The 24,657-nt window shown below is 69.6% G+C and carries 22 protein-coding genes; 13 read left to right on the forward strand and 9 right to left on the reverse strand.

Translation table 11 applies throughout. From position 1 onward, the window contains the following. Window positions 1-19 precede the first annotated feature (19 nt). Window positions 20-178: a DUF3309 domain-containing protein gene (locus tag ABIS05_RS03020; RefSeq protein ID WP_348011200.1), complete on the reverse strand. Its 159-nt coding sequence runs from the start codon at window positions 176-178 to the stop codon at window positions 20-22. Window positions 179-405: 227 nt separating this feature from the next. On the opposite strand from ABIS05_RS03020, the gene ABIS05_RS03025 reads away from it, so the two are divergent. The 9 genes from ABIS05_RS03025 (at window position 406) to ABIS05_RS03065 (ending at window position 9,082) form a co-directional block, all read left to right on the forward strand. Continuing rightward, a complete protein-coding gene (locus ABIS05_RS03025) occupies window positions 406-1,290 on the forward strand; it encodes a hypothetical protein (protein WP_348011201.1) in 885 nt (294 codons plus the stop codon). A gap of 153 nt (window positions 1,291-1,443) precedes the next feature. Next, entirely contained in the window at window positions 1,444-1,776 is a 333-nt protein-coding gene (locus ABIS05_RS03030) for a cupin (protein WP_348011202.1), read from the forward strand. A gap of 173 nt (window positions 1,777-1,949) precedes the next feature. After that, a complete protein-coding gene (locus tag ABIS05_RS03035; protein WP_348011203.1) occupies window positions 1,950-2,138 on the forward strand; it encodes a hypothetical protein in 189 nt (62 codons plus the stop codon). Then, on the forward strand, window positions 2,135-4,444 hold the full coding sequence (locus ABIS05_RS03040) for a cbb3-type cytochrome c oxidase subunit I (RefSeq protein WP_348011204.1): 2,310 nt from the start codon (window positions 2,135-2,137) through the stop codon (window positions 4,442-4,444). Before ABIS05_RS03035 ends, ABIS05_RS03040 begins: the two co-directional genes overlap by 4 nt. A 200-nt stretch (window positions 4,445-4,644) precedes the next feature. Further along, window positions 4,645-6,846, forward strand: coding sequence for a heavy metal translocating P-type ATPase (locus ABIS05_RS03045; RefSeq protein ID WP_348011205.1), 2,202 nt, complete (start codon window positions 4,645-4,647; stop codon window positions 6,844-6,846). Further along, the gene (gene cueR / locus ABIS05_RS03050) at window positions 6,843-7,238 is read left to right on the forward strand and encodes a Cu(I)-responsive transcriptional regulator (RefSeq protein ID WP_348011206.1); all 396 of its coding nucleotides are present in this window, start codon (window positions 6,843-6,845) and stop codon (window positions 7,236-7,238) included. The genes ABIS05_RS03045 and cueR overlap by 4 nt, the downstream gene beginning before the upstream one ends. A gap of 59 nt (window positions 7,239-7,297) precedes the next feature. Continuing rightward, window positions 7,298-7,750 (forward strand): hypothetical protein, encoded by a 453-nt coding sequence (locus ABIS05_RS03055; protein ID WP_348011207.1) that lies wholly within the window; start codon window positions 7,298-7,300, stop codon window positions 7,748-7,750. Then, complete coding sequence (locus ABIS05_RS03060) at window positions 7,747-8,631, forward strand: DUF2145 domain-containing protein (protein ID WP_348011208.1); 885 nt, start codon at window positions 7,747-7,749, stop codon at window positions 8,629-8,631. The genes ABIS05_RS03055 and ABIS05_RS03060 overlap by 4 nt, the downstream gene beginning before the upstream one ends. 109 nt (window positions 8,632-8,740) lie before the next feature. Further along, a complete protein-coding gene (locus ABIS05_RS03065) occupies window positions 8,741-9,082 on the forward strand; it encodes a YciI family protein (RefSeq protein WP_348011209.1) in 342 nt (113 codons plus the stop codon). 234 nt (window positions 9,083-9,316) lie between these two features. On the opposite strand, the gene ABIS05_RS03070 is transcribed toward ABIS05_RS03065, so the two are convergent. After that, window positions 9,317-9,757, reverse strand: a complete 441-nt coding sequence (locus ABIS05_RS03070) for a hypothetical protein (protein WP_348011210.1) — start codon at window positions 9,755-9,757, stop codon at window positions 9,317-9,319. A 363-nt stretch (window positions 9,758-10,120) separates the two neighbouring features. After that, the gene (locus tag ABIS05_RS03075; protein ID WP_348011211.1) at window positions 10,121-10,825 is read right to left on the reverse strand and encodes a glutathione S-transferase N-terminal domain-containing protein; all 705 of its coding nucleotides are present in this window, start codon (window positions 10,823-10,825) and stop codon (window positions 10,121-10,123) included. 118 nt (window positions 10,826-10,943) lie between these two features. Here ABIS05_RS03075 and ubiA point away from each other — a divergent pair, with 118 nt between their 5' ends. Next, window positions 10,944-11,849 carry a 4-hydroxybenzoate octaprenyltransferase gene (ubiA, locus tag ABIS05_RS03080; RefSeq protein ID WP_348011212.1) on the forward strand — a complete coding sequence of 302 codons (906 nt, stop codon included), beginning with the start codon at window positions 10,944-10,946 and terminating at the stop codon, window positions 11,847-11,849. A 104-nt stretch (window positions 11,850-11,953) separates the two neighbouring features. Next, window positions 11,954-13,537, forward strand: coding sequence for a S41 family peptidase (locus ABIS05_RS03085; protein WP_348011213.1), 1,584 nt, complete (start codon window positions 11,954-11,956; stop codon window positions 13,535-13,537). Here the strand turns inward: ABIS05_RS03085 and ABIS05_RS03090 are convergent. From ABIS05_RS03090 to ABIS05_RS03115, 6 genes are all read right to left on the reverse strand, one after another. Continuing rightward, window positions 13,534-14,565: a Gfo/Idh/MocA family oxidoreductase gene (locus ABIS05_RS03090; RefSeq protein WP_348011214.1), complete on the reverse strand. Its 1,032-nt coding sequence runs from the start codon at window positions 14,563-14,565 to the stop codon at window positions 13,534-13,536. The genes ABIS05_RS03085 and ABIS05_RS03090 overlap by 4 nt on opposite strands. Beyond that, window positions 14,555-15,709 carry an HPP family protein gene (locus ABIS05_RS03095; protein WP_348011215.1) on the reverse strand — a complete coding sequence of 385 codons (1,155 nt, stop codon included), beginning with the start codon at window positions 15,707-15,709 and terminating at the stop codon, window positions 14,555-14,557. The genes ABIS05_RS03090 and ABIS05_RS03095 overlap by 11 nt, the downstream gene beginning before the upstream one ends. A gap of 83 nt (window positions 15,710-15,792) precedes the next feature. Next, the gene (locus tag ABIS05_RS03100) at window positions 15,793-16,341 is read right to left on the reverse strand and encodes a hypothetical protein (protein ID WP_348011216.1); all 549 of its coding nucleotides are present in this window, start codon (window positions 16,339-16,341) and stop codon (window positions 15,793-15,795) included. A gap of 186 nt (window positions 16,342-16,527) precedes the next feature. Continuing rightward, window positions 16,528-17,064: a chorismate lyase gene (locus tag ABIS05_RS03105; RefSeq protein ID WP_348011217.1), complete on the reverse strand. Its 537-nt coding sequence runs from the start codon at window positions 17,062-17,064 to the stop codon at window positions 16,528-16,530. Between the two features lie 2 nt (window positions 17,065-17,066). Beyond that, window positions 17,067-17,882, reverse strand: a complete 816-nt coding sequence (gene proC / locus ABIS05_RS03110; protein WP_348011218.1) for a pyrroline-5-carboxylate reductase — start codon at window positions 17,880-17,882, stop codon at window positions 17,067-17,069. A gap of 32 nt (window positions 17,883-17,914) precedes the next feature. Next, window positions 17,915-20,272 (reverse strand): winged helix-turn-helix domain-containing protein, encoded by a 2,358-nt coding sequence (locus ABIS05_RS03115; RefSeq protein WP_348011219.1) that lies wholly within the window; start codon window positions 20,270-20,272, stop codon window positions 17,915-17,917. Window positions 20,273-20,391: 119 nt separating this feature from the next. On the opposite strand from ABIS05_RS03115, the gene ABIS05_RS03120 reads away from it, so the two are divergent. Together ABIS05_RS03120 and ABIS05_RS03125 are read left to right on the forward strand one after the other, a co-directional pair. Next, entirely contained in the window at window positions 20,392-21,132 is a 741-nt protein-coding gene (locus tag ABIS05_RS03120) for a hypothetical protein (RefSeq protein WP_348011220.1), read from the forward strand. Beyond that, window positions 21,129-24,620: an autotransporter-associated beta strand repeat-containing protein gene (locus ABIS05_RS03125; protein WP_348011221.1), complete on the forward strand. Its 3,492-nt coding sequence runs from the start codon at window positions 21,129-21,131 to the stop codon at window positions 24,618-24,620. Before ABIS05_RS03120 ends, ABIS05_RS03125 begins: the two co-directional genes overlap by 4 nt. Window positions 24,621-24,657 lie beyond the last annotated feature (37 nt).

Raw genomic sequence — 24,657 nt, forward strand, 5'->3', positions numbered from 1 at the left:
CGGCAGGCCCGAGAGCGCGCTATAGGCGCCCCATCAAAAACAGCACGACGACGATCAGCAAGATCAGACCGAGGCCGCCCGTGGGCCCGTAACCCCAGCTGCGGCTGTGAGGCCAGGCAGGGAGGGCGCCGACCAGCAGCAGGACCAGCACGATGAGCAGAATGGCGCCGAGACTCATGGCGATCTCCTTGTTGTTGAGGGGTTTCGAATCAGGCGGCGCGGCCCGATGCGGGTGCGCCTTGTGCCTGAGCGGACTGTCCTCGCAAGGCTGACCGCAGGGTGTAAGACGCGACCGCGACGGCGCCCACCGCTGCTCCTACCGACGGCCCCGGCCTTGCCGCCTCATTCACGGCTATGGTTGGGCATCACGAGACGCTTCGCCGGCACCGGCGCACCGCTGCGACCATGGAATTCCAACGCTTCACCGCTCCCGACCTCGTGGCAGTTGAGGCCAGCATCGCCGAGCAGCGAGCGCAACTGGCGCTGGCGCTTCAAGCCGGCGACGACCTCGGCCTCGTCGATCACACGGCCGACCTGGCCAGCCTGCTGACGACGGCTCGCGGCGAGGCCGAGGCGCTGCAGTTGCTGCAGGCGCAGCTCGATCGCGCCGAGCAGTTCAGCGCCTCGGAGGTGGCCGGCTGGTTCTGGAACGCCTACGCCACGGCGCTGCAATACAACGGCCTGCGCGATGAGGCCACGCCAGCTTTCGCCAAGGCGCTGGCGCTGTCACGCGCCGGCGGCTGGCTGCGCCTGCAGTCCTTCGTGCTGCAGCACTGGGGTCGCAACCTGGCCGAGCAAGGCAACCTCGATCAGGCGCAGTCGACGTTCGAAGAAGCGCTGAGCCTTCGTCGCCAGCTGGATGACCCGCGCGCCGCCTTCACCGAACGCGCGCTGGCCGGCCTGGCCGAGCTGCGCGAACTGCGCAAGCAGAGGCTTCACGGCGCCTGCCACTGCGGCGCCGTGCGCCTGACGCTGCCGTCCCTGCCCGAGAAGGCCACGCGCTGCAACTGCTCGCTCTGCCGCCGCCTCGGCGGGCTGTGGGCTTACTACGAGTTCGGCACCGTGACGGTGGAGGGCCATCCCGAGCACACGACGGGCTACGTCTGGGGTGACAAGACGCTGCGCACCGTGCGCTGCAGCCACTGCGGCTGCGTGACGCACTGGGAACCGCTCGTGCCCGAGGCCGGCGCGCGGCACGGCGTGAACCTGAACAACTTCGACCCGCAAGTGGTGGCGGCGGTGCAGGTGAGGCGCTTCGATGGGGCGCAGACGTGGACTTTTCTGGATTGAGACGCGGGAGGAAAAGAAAGGCGGGAACGCCATAGCGCCCTCGCTTGACACCGGTGCGAGCGGCGCGAACGACGTAGTCCGAAGGCGTGCGTTCGTTGGCGCACAGACGCTCCACCGCAGCCGGTCCAAGCTCCCTCTCGGGAGTTTCAACACATGGCCATTCACCACGCGCTGTCGGGAGAGCTGATCAACATTCGGCCGCTCGGCCGCGCAATCGCCGCCGCCCGGACCACCACGCTGTACAAGACCCAGCGCCTTGAGGTGTTTCGCATCATCTTGCTCGCAGGCAAGGAGATGCGCGAGCACGCGGTTGTCGGCGAGTTGACGGTGCAGTGCCTTGAAGGCAGCGTCGAATTCTCTGTCGGGACCAACCGCGACGTCATGCGGGCGGGCGACCTCAAATGCCTTGCAGGCGGAAGTCCTCATGCCCTCAGGGCCATCGAAGACACGTCCATCTTGGTCACCTTGCTGCTTCACGGTGCTTGAGCGGTGTGCATCGTTGGCCCATGTTCGATACGGAGCTGCCCCGATGCATGACGTCGTCGTCTGCATCGTCGAACTATCGGGGCCGCCTGGGTTGTTCGGCTGCTTTGCTCTTTCACGGGTGAATGCGCGTGCGCGCCATTCACGAAGCCCTCGCATGCACTGGGAAGGTTCGCATGAAGTACTCCATCTATCGCTTCAATCCGGAGCAAGACCGCAAGCCCTACATCGGCGACGGCGACCGCGTGCTGCTGGACGTGGCCCACACGACACGCATGAACTGCACCGAGGTCTGCCCGAAGGGGCTCGCGCCGCCACAGGCGATTGAAAGCATCCGGCTGACGATGGCGGGGGTTGCGCTGTGAGCGCCGCAGTCGAGACGCAGAGCGTCGCAGCGCAGCCAGTGGCCGAGGACGACGGCCCGCTGTCGTGCTGGTGGTTGCGCGCCGTGGCGATCGTGATGGTGTTCGGCTTTGCGGGGCTGATCCTGATCACGACGCTCTCGTACCGCAACGCGCCGCCAATCCCGGCACGGGTGGTCGATCCGAATGGCGCGTTGGTGTTCACCGCCGACGATGTGGGCGAAGGCCAGGCGGTGTTCCTGCGCTACGGCCTGATGGCCAACGGCAGCATCTGGGGGCACGGCGCCTACCTCGGCCCGGACTTCTCGGCCGCTGCCCTGCACCGCATGGGCTTGGTCACGGCCACGGCCATCGCGAGCGAACAGCAGCACCAGGCTGTCGGGTCTCTGAGCCGCAGCCAGGCCGCGGCGGTGCAGGCGGAGGCGATCGTGTCGTTGAAGACGAACCGCTACGACGAGGCCTCGGGGACGCTGCAGTTCACCGACGCACAAGCGACGGCCTTCAACGAGGAAATTGCGCATTGGGCCGGCTACTTTCACGACCCGGCGCGCAACGCTGGACTGAAGGCGGACCTCATCACCGACCCGACCGAGCTGCGTCAGTTCACCGCATTCGTCACGTGGGCGGCCTGGGCGTCGGTGGCGGCGCGGCCAGGCGAAGCGCACTCCTACACGAACAACTTTCCCTACGACCCGAGCGTCGGCAATGTGGCGATTTCGGGCGCGCTGCTGTGGAGCGCCATCAGCCTGATGGTGTTGCTCGCAGGAATATCCGCCGTGTTGCTGGCGTTCGGCAAGTTCGACTATTTGGGGTGGATCACCCGCGGCCATGACGTCAAGCCGCAGATGCTGCCCGGGCGATCCAGCCGCGGGCAAGACGCGCTCGTGAAATTCTTCGTGGTCGTGGCACTGCTGCTGTTGGCGCAGGCGCTCGTGGGCGGCGCCGTCGCCCACTACCGCGCCGATCCGGGCAGCTTCTATGGCTTCCAGCTCGAACGCATCTTTCCCAGCAACTTGATGCGCACCTGGCATCTGCAACTGGCGATCTTCTGGATCGCGACCGCCTACGTCGCCGCTGCGTTGTTCCTGGGCCGCTCACTGCGAACCGACGAGCCGCGCTGGCTGGCCGGTTGGACGCATGTGCTCTTCGCCGCGTTCGCGGTCGTCATCTTCGGCAGCCTGCTCGGGGAATGGGCCGGCATCGCGCAACTTCTCGGGTCGCTGTGGTTCTGGCTCGGCAACCAGGGCTGGGAGTACCTCGAGCTCGGGCGCGTCTGGCAAGTGCTTCTGGTCGTGGGGCTGTTCGTCTGGTTCGCGCTGCTGTGGTCGCTGGTGCGCTCGCGTGCGCTGGCCGACCGCGCCGCCCAGCCGATCGTCAGGATGTTCCTGGTGGCGGCACTGGCGATCCCGGTGTTCTACGTGCCGGCCATGTTCTTCGGCGCCAAGACCAACTACACCGTGGTCGACACCTGGCGCTTCTGGATCATCCATCTGTGGGTCGAAGGCTTCTTCGAGTTCTTCGCGACGACCGTTGTGGCCCTGACCTTCTACCAGCTCGGCCTGACGCGCCGCAACGTGGCGCTGAGAGTGATCTACCTCGACGCGATCCTGTACTTCCTCGGCGGGCTGATGGGCACCGGCCACCACTGGTACTTCACCGGCCAGACGAACGCCAACATGGCCCTGTCGGCGCTGTTCTCGGCGCTGGAGGTGGTGCCGCTGACCTTGCTGACGCTCGACGCGTGGGACTTCGTGCGCACGACGCGCGGGGACCGTGACGCTGCGGGCAAGCAGATGGTTATCCCGCACAAATGGACGTTCTACTTCCTGATGGCCGTGGGCTTCTGGAACTTCGTCGGTGCGGGCATGTTGGGCTTCTTGATCAACCTGCCGATCGTCAGCTACTACGAGGTCGGCACCTTGCTGACGCCCAACCACGGGCACGCCGCCATGATGGGTGTGTTCGGCATGCTGGCGATCGCGCTGATGGTGTTCGTGCTGCGGCAGACGAGCAGCGAGGCGCGCTGGCCGGGCATCGAGAAGTACATCCGCTGCGCCTTCTGGGGCACCAACGTCGGCCTGGCGATGATGGTGTTGATGAGCCTGTTTCCGGGCGGGCTGCTGCAGGTCTGGGACGTGCTGGAGAACGGCTACTGGCATGCACGCAGCCTGGACTACATCGGCAGCGAACGATCGCACCTGATCGAGTGGCTGCGCATGCCGGGCGACGTTGTCTTCATCGTGTTCGGCGCCGTTCCGCTGGTGATCGCGGCGACCAAGTGCTACTTGAATCTGCGTGCACAGCGGTGAGCGCAAAGCCGTCGAACTCTTGCGCCGCGCTTGACTCTCTGCGGATTCGACAACAGCCGCCCAACGCGCCTGCGCGGCCAACGCGGCGAACACGGCGCTGCAGCGTCATGCGGCCCCGGTGGCCGGCGCCATGACCGGGGCCGGCTTAGGTTGAAAAGCCCGCTTGACCTTGCCATCGTGGCAAGCTTGACGATGCCGACATGAACACAGCCATCTCCGCGCCCATTCCTTCCTCCGCCCTGCACGACGTGACGCTGCAGGTCGGTGGCATGACCTGCGCGTCCTGCGTGCGCCGCGTCGAGAAGGCATTGCAGGCCGTGCCCGGCGTGCAGGCCGCCAGCGTCAACCTCGCGACCGAGAAGGCCTCGGTACAGGCGCTGCCCAATGTGCCGGTTGCGGCACTGACGGCCGCGCTGGGCAAGGCCGGCTACCCGGCCACCGTGGTGGAGGCCGCCGCGCCACCTGCGGCTGAGCCCGCCGGCGGCCTGCCCGTCTGGTGGCCGGTGGCTGCCGGTGCGGTGCTGACGCTGCCCCTGATGCTGCCGATGCTGCTGGGCCTGATGCTGCCCGGCTGGCTGCAGCTGCTGCTGGCCACGCCGGTGCAGTTCGTGCTCGGCGCGCGCTTTTACCGTGCCGGCTGGCACGCGCTGCGCGCCGGCAGCGGCAACATGGACTTGCTGGTGGCGCTGGGCACGTCGGCGGCCTACGGGCTGTCGCTGTGGCTGCTGCTGAGCCACCCCGGCCATGCCCATCTGTACTTCGAGGCCTCGGCCGCCGTCATCACGCTGGTGCTGTTAGGCAAGTGGCTGGAGCAGCGCGCCAAGCGCCAGACGACCGACGCCATCCGTGCGCTCAACGCGCTGCGGCCCACGACGGCGCGCGTGCTGCGCGGCGAGGCGGAGGTCGAGGTACCGGTGGCCGACGTGCGTGTGGACGACGTGGTTGTCGTGCGGCCCGGTGACCGCATCCCGGTGGACGGCGAGATCGCGTCGGGCGAGAGCCATGTGGACGAGTCGCTGATCACCGGCGAGAGCCTGCCCGTGGCCAAGGCGCCGGGCGACCGCGTGACCGGCGGCGCCATCAACGCCGAGGGCACGCTGACCGTGCGCACCATGGCCATCGGCGCTGAGACGACGCTGGCGCGCATCATCCGCCTCGTTGAATCGGCGCAGGCCAGCAAGGCACCCATCCAGCGCATCGTCGACCGCGTCAGCGCCGTCTTCGTGCCGGTGGTGCTGGCCATCGCCGCACTGACCTTCCTCGGCTGGTGGCTGCATGCGGGCGACGTCGAGCAGGCGTTGATCAACGCGGTGGCGGTGCTCGTCATCGCCTGCCCCTGCGCGCTGGGCCTGGCGACGCCCACCACGCTGATGGCCGGCACCGGCGTCGCCGCGCGGCAAGGCATCCTCATCAAGGACGTCGAAGCGCTGGAGCTGGCGCACGCCGTCACGGTGGTCGGCTTCGACAAGACCGGCACGCTGACGCTGGGCCAACCCGGCGTGGTGGCCGTGGAGCCGGCCGCAGGCGTGGACCGGGCCGAGGTGCTGGCGCTGGCCGCCGCGTTGCAGCGCGCCAGCAGCCACCCGCTGGCCATGGCCGTGCAGCAGCAGGCGCAGGCCGAGCGGCTGGCCGTGCCGGCCGCCACCGAGACCGGCGCGCTGCCCGGCCGTGGCGTGCAGGGCCGCGTGCAAGGCCGAGCGCTGGCGCTGGGCAGCACGCGGCTGCTGCGCGAGCGCGGCCTGCAAGCCGGTGCCCTGGCAGAAGTGGCACAGCGGCTGGAGGACGAGGGCCGCACGGTGTCATGGCTGCTGGCCGACGACGCGGTGCTGGGTCTGCTCGCCTTTGGCGACCGCGTGAAGGACACGGCCGCGGCGGCCATTGCCGAGCTGCACTCGCGCGGCATACGCACCGTCATGCTGACCGGCGACAGCCACGGCGCGGCGGCCGGCGTCGCCCAGGCGCTGGGCATCGTCGAGGTGCACGCCGAGGTGTTGCCGGCCGACAAGGCCGCAGCGGTGCAGCGGCTGCGCGAGGGCGGCACCGTCGTCGCCTTCGTGGGCGACGGCCTCAACGACGGGCCGGCGCTGGCCGCCGCGTCGGTAGGCTTTGCGATGGCGGGCGGTGCCGATGTGGCGACCGAGGCGGCCGGCATCACGCTGATGCGCGGCGACCTGCGGCTGGTGGCCGACGCGCTGGACATCTCGCGCCGCACGCTGGCCAAGATACGGCAAGGCCTGTTCTGGGCGTTTGCGTACAACGTCATCGGCATTCCGCTCGCGGCGGCGGGGCTACTGAACCCGGTCATCGCCGGCGCGGCGATGGCGTTCAGCAGCGTCAGCGTGGTGGCCAACGCGCTGACGCTGAAGCGCTGGCGCGGCACGGCCAAGGACAACCGGCCATGAACATCGGCGAAGCCGCGCGCGCCGCAGGCGTGTCGGCCAAGATGATCCGGCACTACGAGAGCATCGGCCTGTTCGCGGCGCCCGCGCGCACGCAGGCCGGCTACCGCGTCTACGGCGAGCGCGAGCTGCACCTGCTGCGCTTCATCCGGCACTCGCGCGACCTGGGCTTTTCGCTGGAACAGATACGTGCGCTGCTGGGCCTGTGGCAGGACCGCGCCCGCCCCAGCCGCGAGGTGCGTGCGCTGGCCCAGGCCCACCTCACCGACGTGGAGGCCAAGCTCGCCGAGCTGCAAGCCATGCGCGCCACGCTGCAGCAACTGGTGCTCAGCTGCCACGGCGACGAGCGGCCCGACTGCCCGATCCTGGCGACGCTGGAGAACGGCGCGGGTTGACTAACGACCCACTCGAACGCGCTATCGTTGGCCATCGCCATCCCCTGCAGGTTTTCAAGATGCGCCTCTGCCTCCTCGCTCCCCTCGCCGCCCTGGCCCTGGCCGCCGCGCCCGCCGCCCAGGCCACCTCCTTCTCTTCGTCTGCTGCGGGCGCCGGTTCGGCCTCGTCGGGCAGCGTGTCCGACTCCTTCAAGGCTTCGTCCGGCAGCAGCGCCGGTGGCGACAGACGCGCCGAAGGCCGCTACCGCGTCACCGAAGTGGCCCAGGCCGATGCCGGCAAGCTGCGGCTGACGCTGGCCCGCGACGGCGCCGCCAACGCGAACGACACCGTCGAGCTGACACTGCCTCAGCAGGCGCTCGCCGCACGTGCCGTCAACGTCGGCGACGAGGTGCAGGCCACACCCCAGCCCTATGGCACCGCCTTCGCGCATGCCGACACCGGCCAGGCCTTCTTCTTGGTGCTGGAAGACGCCTGGGCACGCGAGCTGGCCGCCAAAGTCGTGACCCCTTGATCCGTTCGCCGTGGGCGGCCGGCCTGCTGGCCGCCGCCAGTGCCGCCCACGCCGGGTCGTCACTGCCGCAGGGCTGCGACCGCCCGGTCTCCATCACGGCGGGCCAGCAGGATCGCCTGCTGCGTTTCGCCGCCGTCATCCGCGCAGCACTCGCCGCCTCGGGCGCCCAGGCCGCGCTGATCGCCCGCTCGGGCACCGACCTGTCCCGCTTCGGCCTGCGCTACTCGCACGCCGCCGTCGCGCTGGCCGACGGGCTGGACACCCCCTGGGCCGTGCGCCAGCTCTACTACGCCTGCGCCGAGGGCCAGGCACGCCTGTTCGACCAAGGCCTGGCCGGCTTTGTCACCGGCAGCGACGACGCGCAGATCGGCTATGTCAGCCTGCTGCTGCTACCGCCCGAGGCCGCCGCGCCGCTCGCCGCCGCCGCGCTGGACAAGGGCATCGCACTGGGCCTGCTGAACGCGCGCTACAGCGCCAACGCCTACCCCTTCAGCACCGACTTCCAGAACTGCAACCAGTGGGTGGCCGAGCTGCTCGCCGCGTCCACTGCCGGCATGACAGCGCGTGCCGACGCCCAGGCCTGGCTGCGGCGCGAGGGCTATGCGCCCGGGCCGGTGCACGCCTCACCCTGGCTGATGCTGGCGGGCCACTTCGTGCCCTGGCTGCATTTCAGCGACCACCCGGCCGAGCAGCTCAATGCGGGCGCGGTGCAGACCAGCCTGCCCGACAGCGTCGAGGCCTTTGCGCTGCAGCGCTGGCCCACGACGCGGCGCATCGAGTTCTGCCACGGGCCGCAGGGTGTGGTGGTGCGCGAAGGCGGCGCGCCGCTGGCGGCAGGCTGCGTGGCGCAGGACGGTGACACGGTGACGGCGTTCAATTGAAGACTGCGCGCTTGTCTTGCCGGCACTCGTTCAAACGTCGTGGTGGCATGCACGTCGCTGAGCCCAGGCTGTTTGGGTGGCGGCGGCTGACCCATAAAAAGGAGTTGAGATGCTGCGATACCTGATCTCGTTTGACGATGGCGCCATGGACCACATACCGGCGGCCGACATGCCCGCGGTTGGCGAGGCCGCTCACGCTGTCGTTCGTGAAGCCAAGGCGGCGGGAGTCTGGATCTTCGGCGGCGGACTCCTGCGCCAGCAGGCGGCGATCGTCGGCACGGACGGCAAGGTGACGGATGGACCCGTGCCGGAGACCAAAGCGGTGGTCGGGGGCTTTTCGATCATCGAAGTGCCGGCACGGGAGGATGCCCTCGCGTTGGCGGCGCGGCTCGCCGGGGCGTGTAGGTGCGCCCAGGACGTGCGCGAGATCATGTTCGACCCGGAGTCGTGAGCGGGAGAGCGACGGTTGTACTGTGGGGATCAGCGTTCGCGCTCAGCGGGCGGCGATGCTGTCCGCTGCAGCAGGTGGTTAGCCGTCATTCTGGGCAAAGCTTGGGCGCTGCCGCATACCAGCTCTCGCTGGAGCGAGTAGCGCGGTCGAGGTCTATATAACCTTTGACGCTGAGCTGGGTTTATGGCGAGGCGCAGTCTGGCCTGTCACATAACGAGAGGAGGATTGCTGGCTTCAGTCGCCATCGTGATCACGCTCAACCCACTCGGCGATTTGTCTGTCGAACTCCTCATACCGAGATTCGCAAAATAAGCGAGAGAGTTGCTCCATGTGCGGCCGGCCGACCATGCCGAACGTCGCCGTTTCTTCAACCATCTTGATCTGGCCAAATCCGAACAAACTCTTGCGCGGCGCCGTCCATTCGACGGCAATGAAGTAACTGTCGCTAAGCTTGCCTTCGCTCGCGCAAGCGGTGATCCAGAGTTTGCGCTTGTTGGCCTCGTTCATCAGGATCAACGCGGCCATCGGCCCCTCTTGTGTCTCGTCCCACTGACGGTTCTGTTCTATCCAAGGGAACGCATCGAAGGCGCGCAGGAAGGTGTCCACATCGGTTGTGCCCTGTTGATCAACTTGCTCGACGGCGTAGCCAACTCTTTGTATCGCCCAGGTCAGCATATAGAGCCTCTGTAAAAGTACTGCGAACCGGAAGTCTGACGTGGCATATTCACCGTGCCAAGCATCATCCACTCTCGCGGAGAATTGTGATTGCGGAGCGGAACCTTGCTTTTTAATGACGGCTATTGGTTTATCCAGCACGCCGTGCCGCATAACTCTGGCGACTGCTGTTTAACTAAGCCAGCCAGAATCGCTGCAAAGCCTTGTCCGACCAAGAAATACTGCGGCGCTGAGGATGTCGACGTCATCAAATTCTTGTGAACGCCGGCAGGCATGCACACCAGTCTGACTGCCTCATCAGCCCTGAGCAACGCCGGGTATTCACTGCCAGACGAGGCTGTCGGGCTTCCGCCAGGCGCGCACTCAATCTCGCGCCGGAATCTTCAGCCCCCGCTGCACCGCCGGCCTCGCCAGGAAGGACTGCAGCACGCGGTCCACTTCGAGGAAGTCGTCGTAGCCGACGATCTCCCGCGCGCCGTAGAAGCCGATGAGGTTGTTGACCCAGGGGAAGGTGGCGATGTCGGCCACCGTGTACTCGTCGCCCAGCAGCCAGGCCTTGCCCTTGAGATGGCCGTCCAGCACGCCGAGCAGGCGGCGCACTTCGGCCACGTAGCGGTCGCGCGGGCGCTTGTCTTCATAGTCCTTGCCGGCGAACTTGTGGAAGAAGCCGAGCTGGCCAAACATGGGCCCGATGCCGCCCATCTGGAACATCAGCCACTGCAGCGCCTCGTAGCGGCGCGCCGGCTCCTGCGGCAGCAGCTGGCCGGTTTTGTCGGCCAGGTAGATGAGGATGGCGCCGCTCTCGAACAGCGGCAGCGGCACGCCGCCGGGGCCGCGCGGGTCGATGATGGCGGGGATCTTGTTGTTCGGGTTCAGCGACAGGAACTCAGGCGTCAGCTGGTCGTTGCTGTCGAAGCTGACGAGGTGGGGCTCGTACTCCAGGCCCAGCTCCTCCAGCGCGATGGCGACCTTGACGCCATTGGGCGTGGGTAGCGAGTAGAGCTGCAGGCGGTCCGGGTAGGCGGCGGGCCATTTCTGGGTGATGGGGAAGTCGCTGAGCTGGGTCATGGCGGGGGGCCGGTTTGATGCAGGATGAGCGCGACTTTAGAGGTGCCGGCATGGCCGCAGGCCGGCGGGGATTTGCAGCTTGATCCCGGGAGGTGCAAGCGCGCGCCAAAATCCCCGCATGACTTCCGCCGCCCCCGCCGCCGCACCCCTGTCACGGCTTGCGCTCTACCTGCAGCTGATCCGCTGGGACCGCCCCGCCGGCTGGCTGCTGTTGCTGTGGCCGACGCTGGCCGCGCTGTGGGTGGCGGCGGATGGCTTCCCCGGCTGGCATCTGCTGGCCGTCTTCACGCTCGGCACGGTGTTGATGCGCTCGGCCGGCTGCTGCGTCAACGACGTGGCCGACCGTGATTTCGACCGGCATGTGGAGCGCACCGCGCAGCGGCCCGTGACGACGGGCGCCGTGTCGGTGAAGGAGGCGCTGGTGCTGGGCGCGGTGCTGGCGCTGCTGTCCTTCGGCCTGGTGCTGACGACCAACCCGCCGGCCATCCTGCTGAGCTTCGCCGCGCTGGCCGTGGCCATCGCCTACCCGTTCGCCAAGCGCGTGCTGGCCATGCCGCAGGCGGTGCTGGGCATCGCGTTCTCGTTCGGCATCCCGATGGCGTTTGCGGCGACGCTCGGCGGCGCTGAATGGAACCTGCGCTCGGTGCCGCTGTCGGCCTGGGCGCTGCTGCTGGCCAACCTGTTCTGGGTGCTGGCCTACGACACCGAGTACGCGATGGTGGACCGCGCCGATGACCTGCGCATCGGCGTGCGCTCCTCGGCCATCGCCTTGGGCCGCTGGGACGTGGCCGGCATCATGGTTTTCTACGTCACCTACCTGGCCATGTCGGCCGGCCTGGGCCTGCGGCTGGGCCTGGGGCGCTGGTTCCTGCTGGGCATCGCGGCGGCGGCTTGCCAGGCGCTGTGGCACTACACGCTGATCCGCAGGCGCAGCCGGGCCGAGTGCTTCCGGGCCTTTCGCGCCAACCACTGGCTGGGCTTTGCGGTGTTTGCGGGCACGGCGGTGGACCTCGCGCTGCGCTGATGCGCGAGAGTGCAAAGTAACGCACGATCCACAGGCCTGCGTTGCCCGGCGCGGCATGGAATTGCGCTTACATTGCCCCGCGAATGGCAGGGAGATAAGAAGTGATGTTGAAAGCGATCCACGGTGCCGCCACGCTGGCCACCGTGTTGGGCCTGGCACTGAGCGGCTGCGGTGGGGGTGGGGGTGGCGGCTCTTCGGTAGGCAATGCCCCGGGCTTTGGTACCCCGACCGCAACCTCGCCCGACCCGGCCGGGCCTTCGGCCAGCTTCGCCCAGCAATGCGCGCCCGGCAACACGCTGGCCGCCGCCAACCTGCGCACCTCCTCGCTGAGCACCGAGAAAAAGTGGCTGCGTTCCTACTTCGACGAGGCCTACCTGTGGCGCGATGAGGTGCCGCGCGTGGACCCAAGCGAATCGCGCTTCAGCGGCAGCGACACCTATGCCGCCATCGACAGCTATTTCGAAGCACTCAAGACGCCACAGCTGACCGACTCGGGCGCGCGCCGCGACAAGTTCAGCTTCACCTACCCGACCGCCGATTGGAAGGCGCTGAGCGAGAGCGCCGTCGAGGCCGGCTACGGCATCGGCTGGAGCTGGGGCCGCTCGACGCCGCCGCGGCGCATCCGCATCGCCTTCGTCGAACCCGGCACGCCGGCGGCCAACGCCGGCCTGATGCGTGGCGATGAACTGGTCAGCGTGGACTCCGCCTCGGCCGACACGTCCAGCGATGCCGACCTGAACACGCTGTACGCCGGCCTCTACCCCGCTGCGGGCACGACGCACGCCTTCGTCTTCCAGCGCGCGGGCAGCACGCTCACAAGCAGCCTGACCGGCGCCAACGTCATGATGAGCCCGGTGCCCCAGGCCCGCGTGCTGACGCTGCCCAGCGGCGCACGCGCCGGCTACCTGCTGTTCAACGACCACAACCTGCCGGCCGAGAGCCAGCTGATCAGCGCGGTCGAGAACTTCCGCGCCCAGGCCGTCAGCGAGCTGGTGCTGGACATGCGCTACAACGGCGGCGGCTATCTCTTCATCGCCAGCCAACTGGCGACGATGATCGCCGGCACCACGCGCACGGCCGGCCAGGCCTTCGAGACGCTGCGCTACAGCGCCAAGCGCAGCAGCGAGAACGAGACTGAGTTGTTCCGCACCACGTCCTGCATCGCCGTCAACGGCTACTGCACCAGCTCGGCACCGCTGCCGACGCTGAACCTGAGCCGCGTCTACGTGCTCGTGCAGTCGGGCACCTGCTCGGCCAGCGAGGCGGTCATCAACGGCCTGCGCGGCATCAACGTCGACGTCGTCCTCATCGGCGGCACGACCTGCGGCAAGCCCTATGGCTTCACGCCCAAGGACAACTGCGGCGTCACCTACTTCCCTATCGAGTTCGTCGGCGTCAACGCCAAGGGCTTTGGCGACTACTCCGACGGCTTCGTGCCCGGCAGCGGCCCGACGGCGCGCTTCCTGCCCGGCTGCACCGTGGCCGACGACCTCGACCGCCCGCTCGGCGACACGCAGGAAGCCATGCTCGCCGCCGCACTGAACCACGCGGCCACGGGACAATGCCCCATCGGCACCGTCGCCTCGGCCAGCGTGCGCGCGCTGAGCAGCACGGCGGGCGAAGGCGGCGTGGCGGCGCACGCCTGGCGCAACCCCGCGCGCAACAACCGGCTGCTGCTCCCGCGTTAAGCCTTCTTGTTCACGCCACCCGGAAAGCGCGAGCGGATGGCATCGGTCCAGCTGAGAAGCCCCAACGTTTCCGCATGCGGCATGCGCGGGCTCTCCAGCAGGCCGGCGCGGATGCAGGTCTGCGCCTCGGCGATCTCGCCCTCGAAGCCGTTGATGACGTAGGGCGCCTCGATGCGTTCGGCCGGCGCCTTGCGCGTGACCAGCTCGACGGCCTCGGAACCCCAGAAGTCCATCGGGAAGCGCAGCCCGGCCTGGGAGCCCAGCGCCTCGAACGCGTTGACCGAGGACGCATCGAAGCCGCAGCGGAACTGCGACGTGACGTCGCCCGGGAAGTGCATCGTCACAACCACGGCCGCGTCCACGCCGGTGGGCGCGAGCTTGGTGGCCACGTCGATGGACAGCGGCTCGGGGCAGGCGCCGTCGTTGCACTGCTGCAGCACCCAGCGCGTCACGGCCAGGTTGTAGATGCCGATGTCCCACAGCGAACCACCGGCCAGCGCCGGGTTCCAGTTGCGGTGCTCGGGGTCGTAGCCGGACGAGAAGCAGAAGCTGGACTGCATCGCGCGCAGCTCGCCGATGGCGCCTTCGCGCAGCATGCGGCCGGCGACGTCGTAGGCGGGCAGGAAGCGCGTCCACAGCGCCTCCATCAGGAACACGCCCTTCTCGCGTGCCAGGGCGATGAGCTCCTGGCCCTCTTCGAGCGACGTGACCAGCGGCTTCTCGCACAGCACGGCCTTGCCCGCCAGCAGCGCGGCGCGGATGTACTCGCCGTGGTGGGAGTGCGGCGTGGCGATGTAGACGGCGTCGATGGACGCATCGGCCAGCAGGTCGGCCAGGTCGGTCGTCACGCGCGCCGGCTCGCTGCCCGCGCGCCACTGCTCGGCATAGGCCTGGCCCTTGGCCGCGTCACGCGCAAACACGACCGCGAGACGGGCACCGGGCACGGCAGCGAGGCCGCCGGCAAAGCGATTGGCGATGCCGCCGGGGCCGATGACGCCCCAACGGAAGATGTCGTTGTCATGGGCCATGGCTGATCGCCTTTACTAAATCGGATTGCGTGAGGATGCCGACGAGCCGAGCCTGCTCGCCGACGATGGGAAGGTGGTGGTGGCCGGTGGCCGAGAACAGCGGCACCAGCTCGGCGATGGCGCGCTCGGCGCTGGCCACGCGTACCTGGCGCGTCATGATCTGGCCGACGACTTCGGGCTTGGTGGAGTGGCTGGACGGCGAGGCTTTCAGCAGCGTCTGCAGCCGGCCCGCCAGGCCCTCGCGCTGCTCGGCATCGGCCGCGCGCATGAAGTCGGCCCGCGTGACGATGCCGACGATGCGCTGCACGCGGTCCACCACGGGCAGCGCCTTGATGCGGTGCTGCTGCAGCAGCGCCCAGGCCTCGGCCAGCGGCGTGCCGAACTCGACGGTGATGACGGGGCTGGACATGATGTCCACGCAGCGCAGGCCGCCCAGCCGGTTGCGGTAGCTCAGCAGCTCGGCCTCGTGCAGCAGGCCGACGAGGTCGTCGCGCGGTACGTCCAGCACCTGGTTGTAGCGGGCCAGCACGGCGTCGAGTTCGGCGTCGCCAAAGCGCGGCGGCGCCATCTGCGCACCGGGCGGCGCGGGCGGCTGCGGCTGCACGTTCTGCGCGTGCGGGTAGCGGCGGCCCGTGAGCGTGTTGTAGGCCATGCCGGCCAGCACCAGCAACAGCGAGTTCAGCGCCACGGGCACGAAGGCGAAGTGCCAGTCCTGCTGCGCGGTCAACACCATCAGCAGGCTGGCCGCGCCGCCCGGCGGGTGCAGGCAGCGCAACAGGAACATCAGGGCGATGGCCAGCGCCACGGCGACGGCGGCAATGCCCAGCGCCGGCAAAGGCAGCCACAGCATGCAGGCGATGCCGACGAGGGCCGACACGGTGTTGCCGCCGACAACCGCCCAGGGCTGGGCCAGCGGGCTGGCCGGCACGCCGAAGACGAGCACCGCGCTGGCGCCCAGCGGCGCGACCAGCCAAGGCAGGCTGGCCGCCATGCTCGCGTGGCTGAGCAAGCCGGCCAGCAGGATGCCCAGGCCGGCGCCCGCCACGACGCGCAGGCGCTCGCGCGCATTGACGGCCTGCGGCGCGGGCCGCAGCGCGTTCAGCAAAGCCAGCAAACGATCGGGCAAGGAGGCGGCAGTAGACATGGGCGGCGGCAAGGCGCAAAGCCGGGGCCGCCGATTGTGTCCGCCACCGGCGCCCGCGCCGGATCAAGCGGGTTTCAGATGACTCAGGCTTTCCCGAGCAGGGCGCTCATCTCCGCCTTCAGCACCAGGGCCTGGGCACGGCGCTCCTTCGTGGCGGCGCGCTGGTAGGTCGTCTCGGCCTTCTCGCGCAGCGCCACGGCACGTACCAGCGCCTCCTGGTAGCGCTCGACGGTGTAGGTGTTCTCGGTGCCGATGTAGACGCTGCGCGCCAGCGGCGTTTCACCAAAGCGGGGTAGGGTTACCGCGAAGCTGCAATCACGGACACGACTTCCCGCACGTTGGCGAACGATGGGGCCGGAGATTCCCGACGGCAGGTCGCTCTGCTTCTTGCGGCTGGGCGTGCGGCGCAGGCGCGAAGGCGCCGGCATCGTCGCGATGCGCTTGAGCAATTCCTTGGTCGCCAGGGCCAGTGCGCGGCGTGCGCCGCTGCCGTCCTGGCTGTGGTCGGAATAGAGCTTGGTGCCGCCATAACGCAGCTGCCAGCCATGGGTGGAAAGATGGTCGATGCGCTGGATGCACTGAGGCACCAGAAAGCGCTCGCCGGAGAAGATTGCCACGTCACGGGTTTTCATGTTTAACCTCAATATTTTTCTGCCCGCCTGCACCATTGCGGCCGGTCGTCTAACGCCCCTCTGCTACGGCAGAGTTTATGAGCGTTCGCAGAGGGGTCGCGAATTTATGACTCAGTGAAAACATTTACATCGCCATAAAGTCAGCTCGTGGACAGCTAACCCCCCAGTTCGGGGGTGGGTGACTATCTAGATGCGCCCTGGCCGCTGTCGCCGCAGCGCGGGTGCGAACAGCTCCATCACGCGCAGCTGCGAGCCGCCACGGCTGAACACCGAGTTGCGCGACCACAGCATCTGCGCCGGCATGGCCTGCCCCGTGGCGGCTTGCCATTGGCGGGCGGCGTGCCGGCGCGTGTGGCCGTTGCGCGAGAGACGCCGGGGCTGCAGCTCGCTGCGCTGGATGCGGTAGTCGTCGTAGAGCAGATGCGCCAGCGGCTTGGTGCCCAGGCCCTTCAGCGCGCGCCAGGGGCCGGTGGTGGCGCGCTGGTGCACGGCCGAGCGCGCCCAGATCAGCGGCTCGCCGTCCACGCGCAGGATGACCTCGCGCACGATGGTCAGCCCGCGCGGCGGCAGGCCCAGCGCGGCGCGTTCCAGGGTGCGAAACGGCGCGACGCGCTGGCGCAGCAGTTGCACCTCGAAGCGCCCGCCGAGCTTGGCCAGGCGGCGGCTCAGGGAGCCCGGCGCCCGCAGCCAGTCGCGCAGGCTGTCGCGCGTGGCGATGCCCACGTTCAGCCGCCGAACTCTTTGCCCAGCTCGGCAGCCCGCCTCTGCGCGGCCAGCACGGCGCGGCGAATGGCGGCGTCGACCGCGTCGGCCTGCAGCGAAGTGACGGCCGCGTAGGTCGTGCCGCCCTTGCTCGTCACGCGCTCGCGCAGCGTGGTGGGCGATTCGTCGGAGGCCAGGCCCAGCGCTGCTGCACCCGCGCAGGTGGCCAGCGCCAGGCGCCGGCCCTGCTCGGCGGTGAGGCCCATGTCCACTGCGGCAGCCATCATGGCTTCGACGAAGAAGAAGAAATAGGCCGGGCCCGAACCCGACAGTGCGGTCACGGCGTCGAGGTCGTCCTCGCGTTCGACCCACAGCGTCTGGCCGGTGGGCGCCAACAGTTGCTCGACAGCCGCGCGCTCATCCGCCGACACCGCCGGCCGCGCGTACAACCCGGCGATGCCCTGGCCGATCAGCGCCGGCGTGTTGGGCATGGCGCGCACAACGCGCTCAGCTCCCGTCGCTTTGACGATCGAGCTCGACAGGATGCCGGCCATGACCGACAGCTGCAGCGCGCCGCCCAACCAGGCCTGCAACGGCGCGGCGGCCTCGGCAAACAGCTGCGGCTTGACGGCCCAGACGACCGTGCCGGCGCCGGCCAACGAGGCGTCGCCAGCGGCGAGCGCCCGGATGCCGAAGTCGGCCCGCAACTTGTCGCGCTGGGCCTCGAACGGCTCGACGACGATCACGTCCGCCGCCTGAACATGGCCCGCGCGCAGCAGGCCGCCGAGGATGGCAGCGGCCATGTTGCCGCCGCCGATAAATGCCAATGGAGTCGCCATGGGCGCCAGTCTAGTGGTGCCCGAGACGGCGATCAGGCACGCACCAGCGCCCGGCGGTCGGCGTCCACCTTCTGCGCCACCTGGGCCTGCAGCGCCTCCACGCGCGGCAGCGTGCGCACGCTGGCCAGCGCGGGGTCATGGGCAATCCACCAACTGCGCCGCCAGCCCAGGGCCACGGCTTCCTCCAGCGCCGCCGCAGCCGCCTGCGGGCGCTGGCGCAGCGCCTCGATGCGGGCGCGCAGATAGGGCTCGGTGTGCCAGACATTGCCCTGCTGGCGGTAGCGCTTCAGGAAGGCCTCGGCCTGGGCCAGCAGCGGCTCGGCACGCGCCGGCTCGCCCAGCGCGAGGTAGACGGCCGCCGCGTCGATCAGCACATGGCGGCCCTGGAACGCGTCCCAATTGCCCCAGGCCGGCAGCGGGTCGGCCAGCATCAGGCCGACGGCCGGCTCCAGCAGGCGGCGCGCGCGCGGCAGGTCGCCCAGGCGCACCCACAGCAGGGCCGCGTCGATTTCGAGGTCACGCGCGCCACTGCCCGGCAGCTGCAGGCCGGTGAGGGTGCGGCGCAGCGCGGCCTCGTCACCCAGCAGCAAGCGCGTTGCCGCGAGCTGGGACTCGGCGGGATGGGAGGCCTGCGACTGGGACTGGGCGAAGGCATGGCGGGCTTCATCGGGCAGGCCCAGGTCCAGGTAGAGCCAGCCCAGCTGAAGCCACAGGGCGTCGCGCTGCGGGTCCACCACCAGGGCCTTGCGGTAGCCGCCGACGGCTTCAGCCAGTTGGCCCCGGGCATAGCCCACCAGGCCCAGTCCCCAGGGGCCGTTGGCATGCTGCGGCGCCAGCACCATGGCGCGTTGGTAATGGGCACGGGCCTCGTCGTAGCGGCCGGCGTAGGTGGCTGCCAGGCCCGCCAGGTGCTGCACCTGCACGGCCAGCGGGCTCAGTTCGGCGGCGCGCTGCAGCAGCGGGCCGGCAGCAGCGGGGTGGCCGTCGTCCATCTCGTTCTTGGCCGTCCAGGTCAGCAGCGTGACGTCGCTGGGCGAGCGCTGCAGGGCCGGCGCCAGCCAGCGCCGCGCCTCGTCGTGCAGGCTGAGATTGGCCTTGAGGTGGCCCTGCAGGCCTTGCGCCAGCGGCAGCTCGGGCGCCAGCTGCAGCGCGCGGTCGATCAGCGGCTGGGCGCGGGCGTCCATGTCGCGCAGGCTCAGGCCGCTGCCGTAGTGAAACTCGGCGATCCAGGTGGCGGCCTGGCCGACATAGGCCGGCGCAAAGCCGGCGTCGCGGTCGATGGCGCGCTGGAAGTAGTCCCGCGCCTTCAGGATGCCGGGCATCTGGATGCTGCGTTGGTGCTGCAGGCCGGTCAGATAGAGCTCGTAGGCATCGGCGGGGGTCGCTTGTGAGGCCAGCCCTGCCACGGGCGCGGCGCCCAGGGCGAGTAGCGCATGGTTGGCCACGCGCAAGGCCAGCCGGCTCAGGTCGGCCAGCTCCACCTCCAGCGCCTCCTGCCACAACAAGCGCTGCCCGGGCAGGCCGTGCAGGCGCAGGTTCAGTGCCAGCCGGGTGGCGGTGCGGGCCAGCTCGCCGCCCAGCACATGAGTGACGAAGCGCTGCTCGGCCAGCGGCAGCAGGGCGTCCGGGCTGTGGAACTGGAAGGACGTGGCGCGCGACAGCACCCGCACCTGCCGGTGGCTGGCCAGCGCGCCGATGACCTGCTCGGCCAGGCCGTCGGCCAGCGGCTGCTCCAGCTTGTGGGCCGACGTGTCCTGAAACGGCAGCACCGCCAGGCGCACGTTCTCGGGCAGCACCCGGCCGGCCAGCTGCCACCAGGCCGCCAGCCCGCCCACGCCGGCCACCGCCGCCGCCCCGCCGCCGATCAGCCAGCCGCGACGAGAGCGCCCGATCGCCGCGATTGGCACGACAGGAATGACGGGCGCGAGCACCGGAGCGGCCTCGGGCAGCCGTTCTGGCGCTTCGACCAGCTCCCCGGCGGCGGGTTCAGCCGGTACCGGCGTCCGCGCCATCCGCACCGGCTGCACCACCGCCACCAGCCGATAGCCCTTGCGCGGCACGGTCGCGATGTAGCGCGGCCGGCTGGCCTCGTCGCCCATCACCTGGCGCAGTTGCGACACCGCTTGGTAGACCGAACTCTGCGTCACGACCAGATCCGCCCAGACCTCGGTGAGCAGCGAGTCGACCGTCAGCACCTCGCCCGGGCGCTGTGCCAGGGCCACCAGCAAGCGCATGTTGCGGGGCTCGATCTTGAAAACTTCGTCTCCACGGCGCAGCTCATCCAGCCGACTGTCGGCAAGCCAATCCCCGATCAGCCACTGCTGGGAGGGCGATTCCGGCGTGTCAGGCGCCGTGGGCGACTCCTCACCCCCCGGTTTCAATGGATCCATAAGCCGTTGTTTTAATTGACGAAAGTTCTTCTTGAGAGAAGCCTGAGGGAAGCTTGAGGACAGCGTAGTGTCGGGCGGCCAGCATCGCCGCATCTTCACTTCCCTGCAGGCGAGACCTCGTGTCCAAACTTCTGACTCGAACCCTGGCCGCCCTGGCGCTGTGCCTGGCGGCACCCCTGGCCTCGGCCGCGCTGGTGACCTACACCGTGCAAGGTGGCTTCACCGGGGCGGCCACCGGCGACGCCGCCATCGCCGCTGCCCTTGACCCGCTCCTGGCGGGCCAGTCGCTGAGCCTGACGGTGACTCTTGACACCGCCGCTGCCGGCAGTGCCGCGCCGGGCGGATTCACGCTGTACGGCGCCGTCACCGCGTCGACGGCCAGCTTTGCCGGTTTCGACAGCACGAGTGGCGGCTGCCCCAGCGCGTCGGACTTCATCTGCAAGGTGGCGGTGCACGACGGGGTCGGCGGCTTTCTCGATCCCGACCAGTTGCACATCTTCCCGGCCATTGCGCATGCCGACGCCCTGGACGCGGCGGCCGGCCTGGGCCGCGTGCTGGAGCTGCAGTTCTTGATGTTCTTTGCCGATCCTGCCGGCCTTGCCCTGGCCGACGACGGCCTGGGCTTCGACCTGTCGGGTCTGAACCCGGCCCGGTTCACCGGCCAGCTCGCCGTGTTCGCCAGTGGCACCAGCCTGGGCGACCCCTTCGACCGCGCCGACTTCGCCTTCGACATCAGCCGCATCACCACTGGCGACGCCCAAGCGCAAGCCTTGCCCGAACCCGGCAGCCTGGCCCTGGGCCTGCTCGCGCTGGCCGGCGTGCGGCGGTGCCTGCCCACGACCCTCAGGAGTTCAACATGACATTCACCCACCCGGGCCTGCGCGCCCTGCCCGCCGCGCTTGCGCTGCTCGGCCTGCTGCAACCGGCCGCCGCCGCCACGTCGACATGGACGGGCGCCAGCAGCGCCAACTGGAACGACGCCGCCAACTGGCTGGAGGGCCTGCCCGTCGCCGGGCCGGACACCGAGCTGGTGTTCGACGCCGCCGCCCGCGCGGCCAGCTTCAACGACCTGGCCAGCGGCTTCGTGCTGCACGGCCTGACGCTGGGCGCCAGCGCCGCCGCCCCCACGCTCAGCGGCCAGGCGCTGCGCTTCCGGGGCGACGGCGCCTTCGTGCGCATGCAGTCGGACGGCGGCCACGGCCGGGTGCAGAACGCCCTGGTGCTGGACAGCACGCTGCAGCTCGACGGCGGGCCCAGCCTGACGAGCCAGCTCTTCCTGCAGGGCAGCATCAGCGGTGCCGGCGGCATCCAGGTGCTCAGCGGCAAGACGGTGCTGAGCGGCAACAACAGCTTCAGCGGCGCCACCACGGTGGCCAGTGGCGCCACATTGGGCGTGGCCGGCCTGGGCTTGAGCGGCAGCAGCGGCGTGCAGGTGGCCAGCGGCGGCGAGCTGCAACTGGTGGGCACGGGCAGCAATGCCGTCACCCAGGTCAGCAACGCCATCCAGCTCGGCGGCCTGCTGTCCAGCAGCGCCAAGAAGGTCAACAACTTCCTGGGCCAACCGGTCGCGGGCGCCTTCATCGGCAGCGCCATCACGCTGAGCGACGACGCACGCGTGCTGGCCTTGGGCGCTACCGGAGGCGGCTTGCTGGCCACCGAGCTGACGGTCGGCGGCCCCATCAACCGCGCGGGCCACGCGCTGACGCTGCAGACCACGGGCGTCAACAACCAGCTGACGGTGAGCGGCGCGATCAGCGGCAGCGGCGCGTTGCTACTGCGGCCCGACGGCGGGGAGATTTCGGTGGGCAGCGTTAGCGGCGACGGTGCGCTGCGGGCGAGCGGCAGCGGCGGCGCCGTGAGCCTGGGCGCGGTCAGCGGTGCCGGTGATATCGAGGTCGCGTTCGACACCGGCTCCTTCGGCCAGGTCACGGCCGGCGGCGTCATCGGCGGCGCCCGCAACGTCAACGTCAGCGGCGGCACGCTGGCGCTGGGCAGCCTGGCGCACAGCTTCGTCGGGCAACTGCGCATGTCGGGCTCGGGCCAGATCGTGGCTAGCAACGAGAGCAGCCTCGGCGCGGCGGGCAACAGCTTGCTGTTCGACCACGGCGGCGCGCTGCAACTCAGCAGCAGCGCCTCGCTGAGCCGCGCCATCCAGACCACCGGCGGCGTCGGCAGCGTGCTGGTGGCGGGCAACATCACGGGCACGGTCAGCTCGGTCATCAGTGGCAGCGGTGGCATCGCCTTCGAAAACTTCGGCATCCGCTCGGCGGTCACCCTCAGCGGTGCCAACAGCTTTGCCGGCGGCCTCGGCATCGGCACGGGCATCTTGCTGCGCTTCAACGACGACACCAACCTCGGCGCCGCGGGCGGCCAAGTCACGCTGGCCGGCATCCTGTCCCTGCCCGCCGGCTTCGAGCTGAACCGGCCGCTGGAGGTGTCGGGCAGCGGCGCCAGCATCAGCGCGGCGTTCGCCGGCCGGCATGTCATCAGCGGCAACATCACCGGCGCTGGCACGCTCAACCTGGGCGGCAACGGCGCCGCCACCGTGTTCGCGCCGCGCGGCAGCAGCAGCCAGACCGGCGGCACCAAGGTAGTGGCCGCCACGCTGGAACTCGGCAGCGACGGCCAAGTCGGCGCCGCTGGCGGCGTGCTGGACGTGGGCCGCGCCAATGGCTTCAGCAACCTCGCGGGCGCCCTGCGCGCCACCGCCGACCTGAGCATCGCCGCCACGCGCAGCACCAGCTTTCGCGACATGACAGTGGACACCAACGGCTTCAACGTGGTGTTCAACCAGCCCATCAACGGCCTCGGCATGACCAAGGCCGGCGCCGGCACCTGGACGCTGAACACCGCCAACACGAACAGCAGCAACAGCCACCGCGTCGACATCCAGCAAGGCACGCTGGCCCTGGGCGTGGACGAGGCCCTGGGCGCGCGCAGCACCGTGCTGCTGGCCGACACCGCACGGCTGGCGCTGGGCGGCCACACGCTGGCCGTCACCGAAATCCAGGGCGAGGCCGGCTCGGTCGTCGACCTCGGCAGCGGTGGCCAGCTCAGCCCGCTCTTCGGCACGCTGAACGGCACGCTCACCGGCCAGGGCAGCCTGGTCATCGGCCGCAACGGCTTTTCGTCTGGCGACGTGACGCTCAACGGCGCCAACAACTTTGTCGGCAGCGTGGAGGTGAACAACGGCAGCCGGCTCAGGGTCGGCCATGCGCAAGCCCTCGGCGACGCGGGCAACCTGCTGAAGCTGGACAACGGCACGCTGGCCACCAGCAGCCAGCTCAGCGCACCGCTGGTGATCAGCGATGCGACGAATGTGCAGATCGGCGCGGGCGGCGCGGGCTTCCGGGCCGAGGGCCAATCGCTCATCATCGAACGCAGCCTCGGCGGCAGCGCGCCTCTGCGCATCCAGGGCGGCAGCGGCCCCGGCAGCGCCGACAAGATCGACGTGCGCCTGGCCAACGCCGGCAACAGCTTCACCGGTGACCTGGTGCTGGGCGACCCGCAGGGCTTCGGCCTGGGTGTGGTGGGCATCACGGCCGATGGCTCGCTGGGCGCGGCCGGCAACAAGCTCGTCCTCGGCAAGAGCTTCTTCGACGGCGAGAGCACCCGCTCGGCCCAGGGCGGCCTGCGCGCCTGGGACTCGCTCACGCTGGCCGCCAGCCGCACGGTGCTGCTGGGCGGCCGCTCGGGCGAGCAGGCCGGTTTCATCGACACCAACGGCTTCACCGCGGTGCTGCAGGGCGGCATCGGCGAACAGGCCTCCGAGATGGGCCTGCTGAAGACCGGCGCCGGCACGCTGGTGCTGAACGGCACGAACAGCTACACCGGCCTCACGGTGGTGGAAGAAGGCGCGCTGGGTGGCCATGGCGAGGTGGAGCAGCTGGCCGTGCAACACGCCGAGCTGGCGCCGGGCGAAAGCGCCGGCCTCTTCAGCGTGCGCCAGGATCTGAGCTTCAGCGACGCGGCGCTGCTAACCCTGGAGCTGGGCGGCCTCACACGCGGCAGCGGCTACGACGCGCTGAACGTCGGCGGCAGCGTGGACCTGGGCGCAGACGCCGTGCTGCGCTTGAGCTTCATCGGCGGCTTCACCGCGCAGGCTGGCCAGCAGTTCCAGCTCATCGACGCCAGCGGCGGGCTGTTCGGCGAGTTTGCCAACGTGGCGGACGGCGGGCGGCTGCTCACCACCGACGGCGCCGGCAGCTTCCTCGTGCACTACGGAAATGGCCAGGGCCTGAGCTTGAGCGACTTCAACACCGCCGCCGTGCCCGAGCCCGGCACCTGGGCGTTGATGCTCGCGGGCGTCGGCTTGCTGGCGTGGCGGCGCCGCCCGCGCGGCATCTAAGACGTTCGGGTTCAAGACATCACACAGGAGACAGACC

The organism is Roseateles sp., from assembly GCF_039929605.1.
GTDB lineage: Bacteria > Pseudomonadota > Gammaproteobacteria > Burkholderiales > Burkholderiaceae_C > Pelomonas.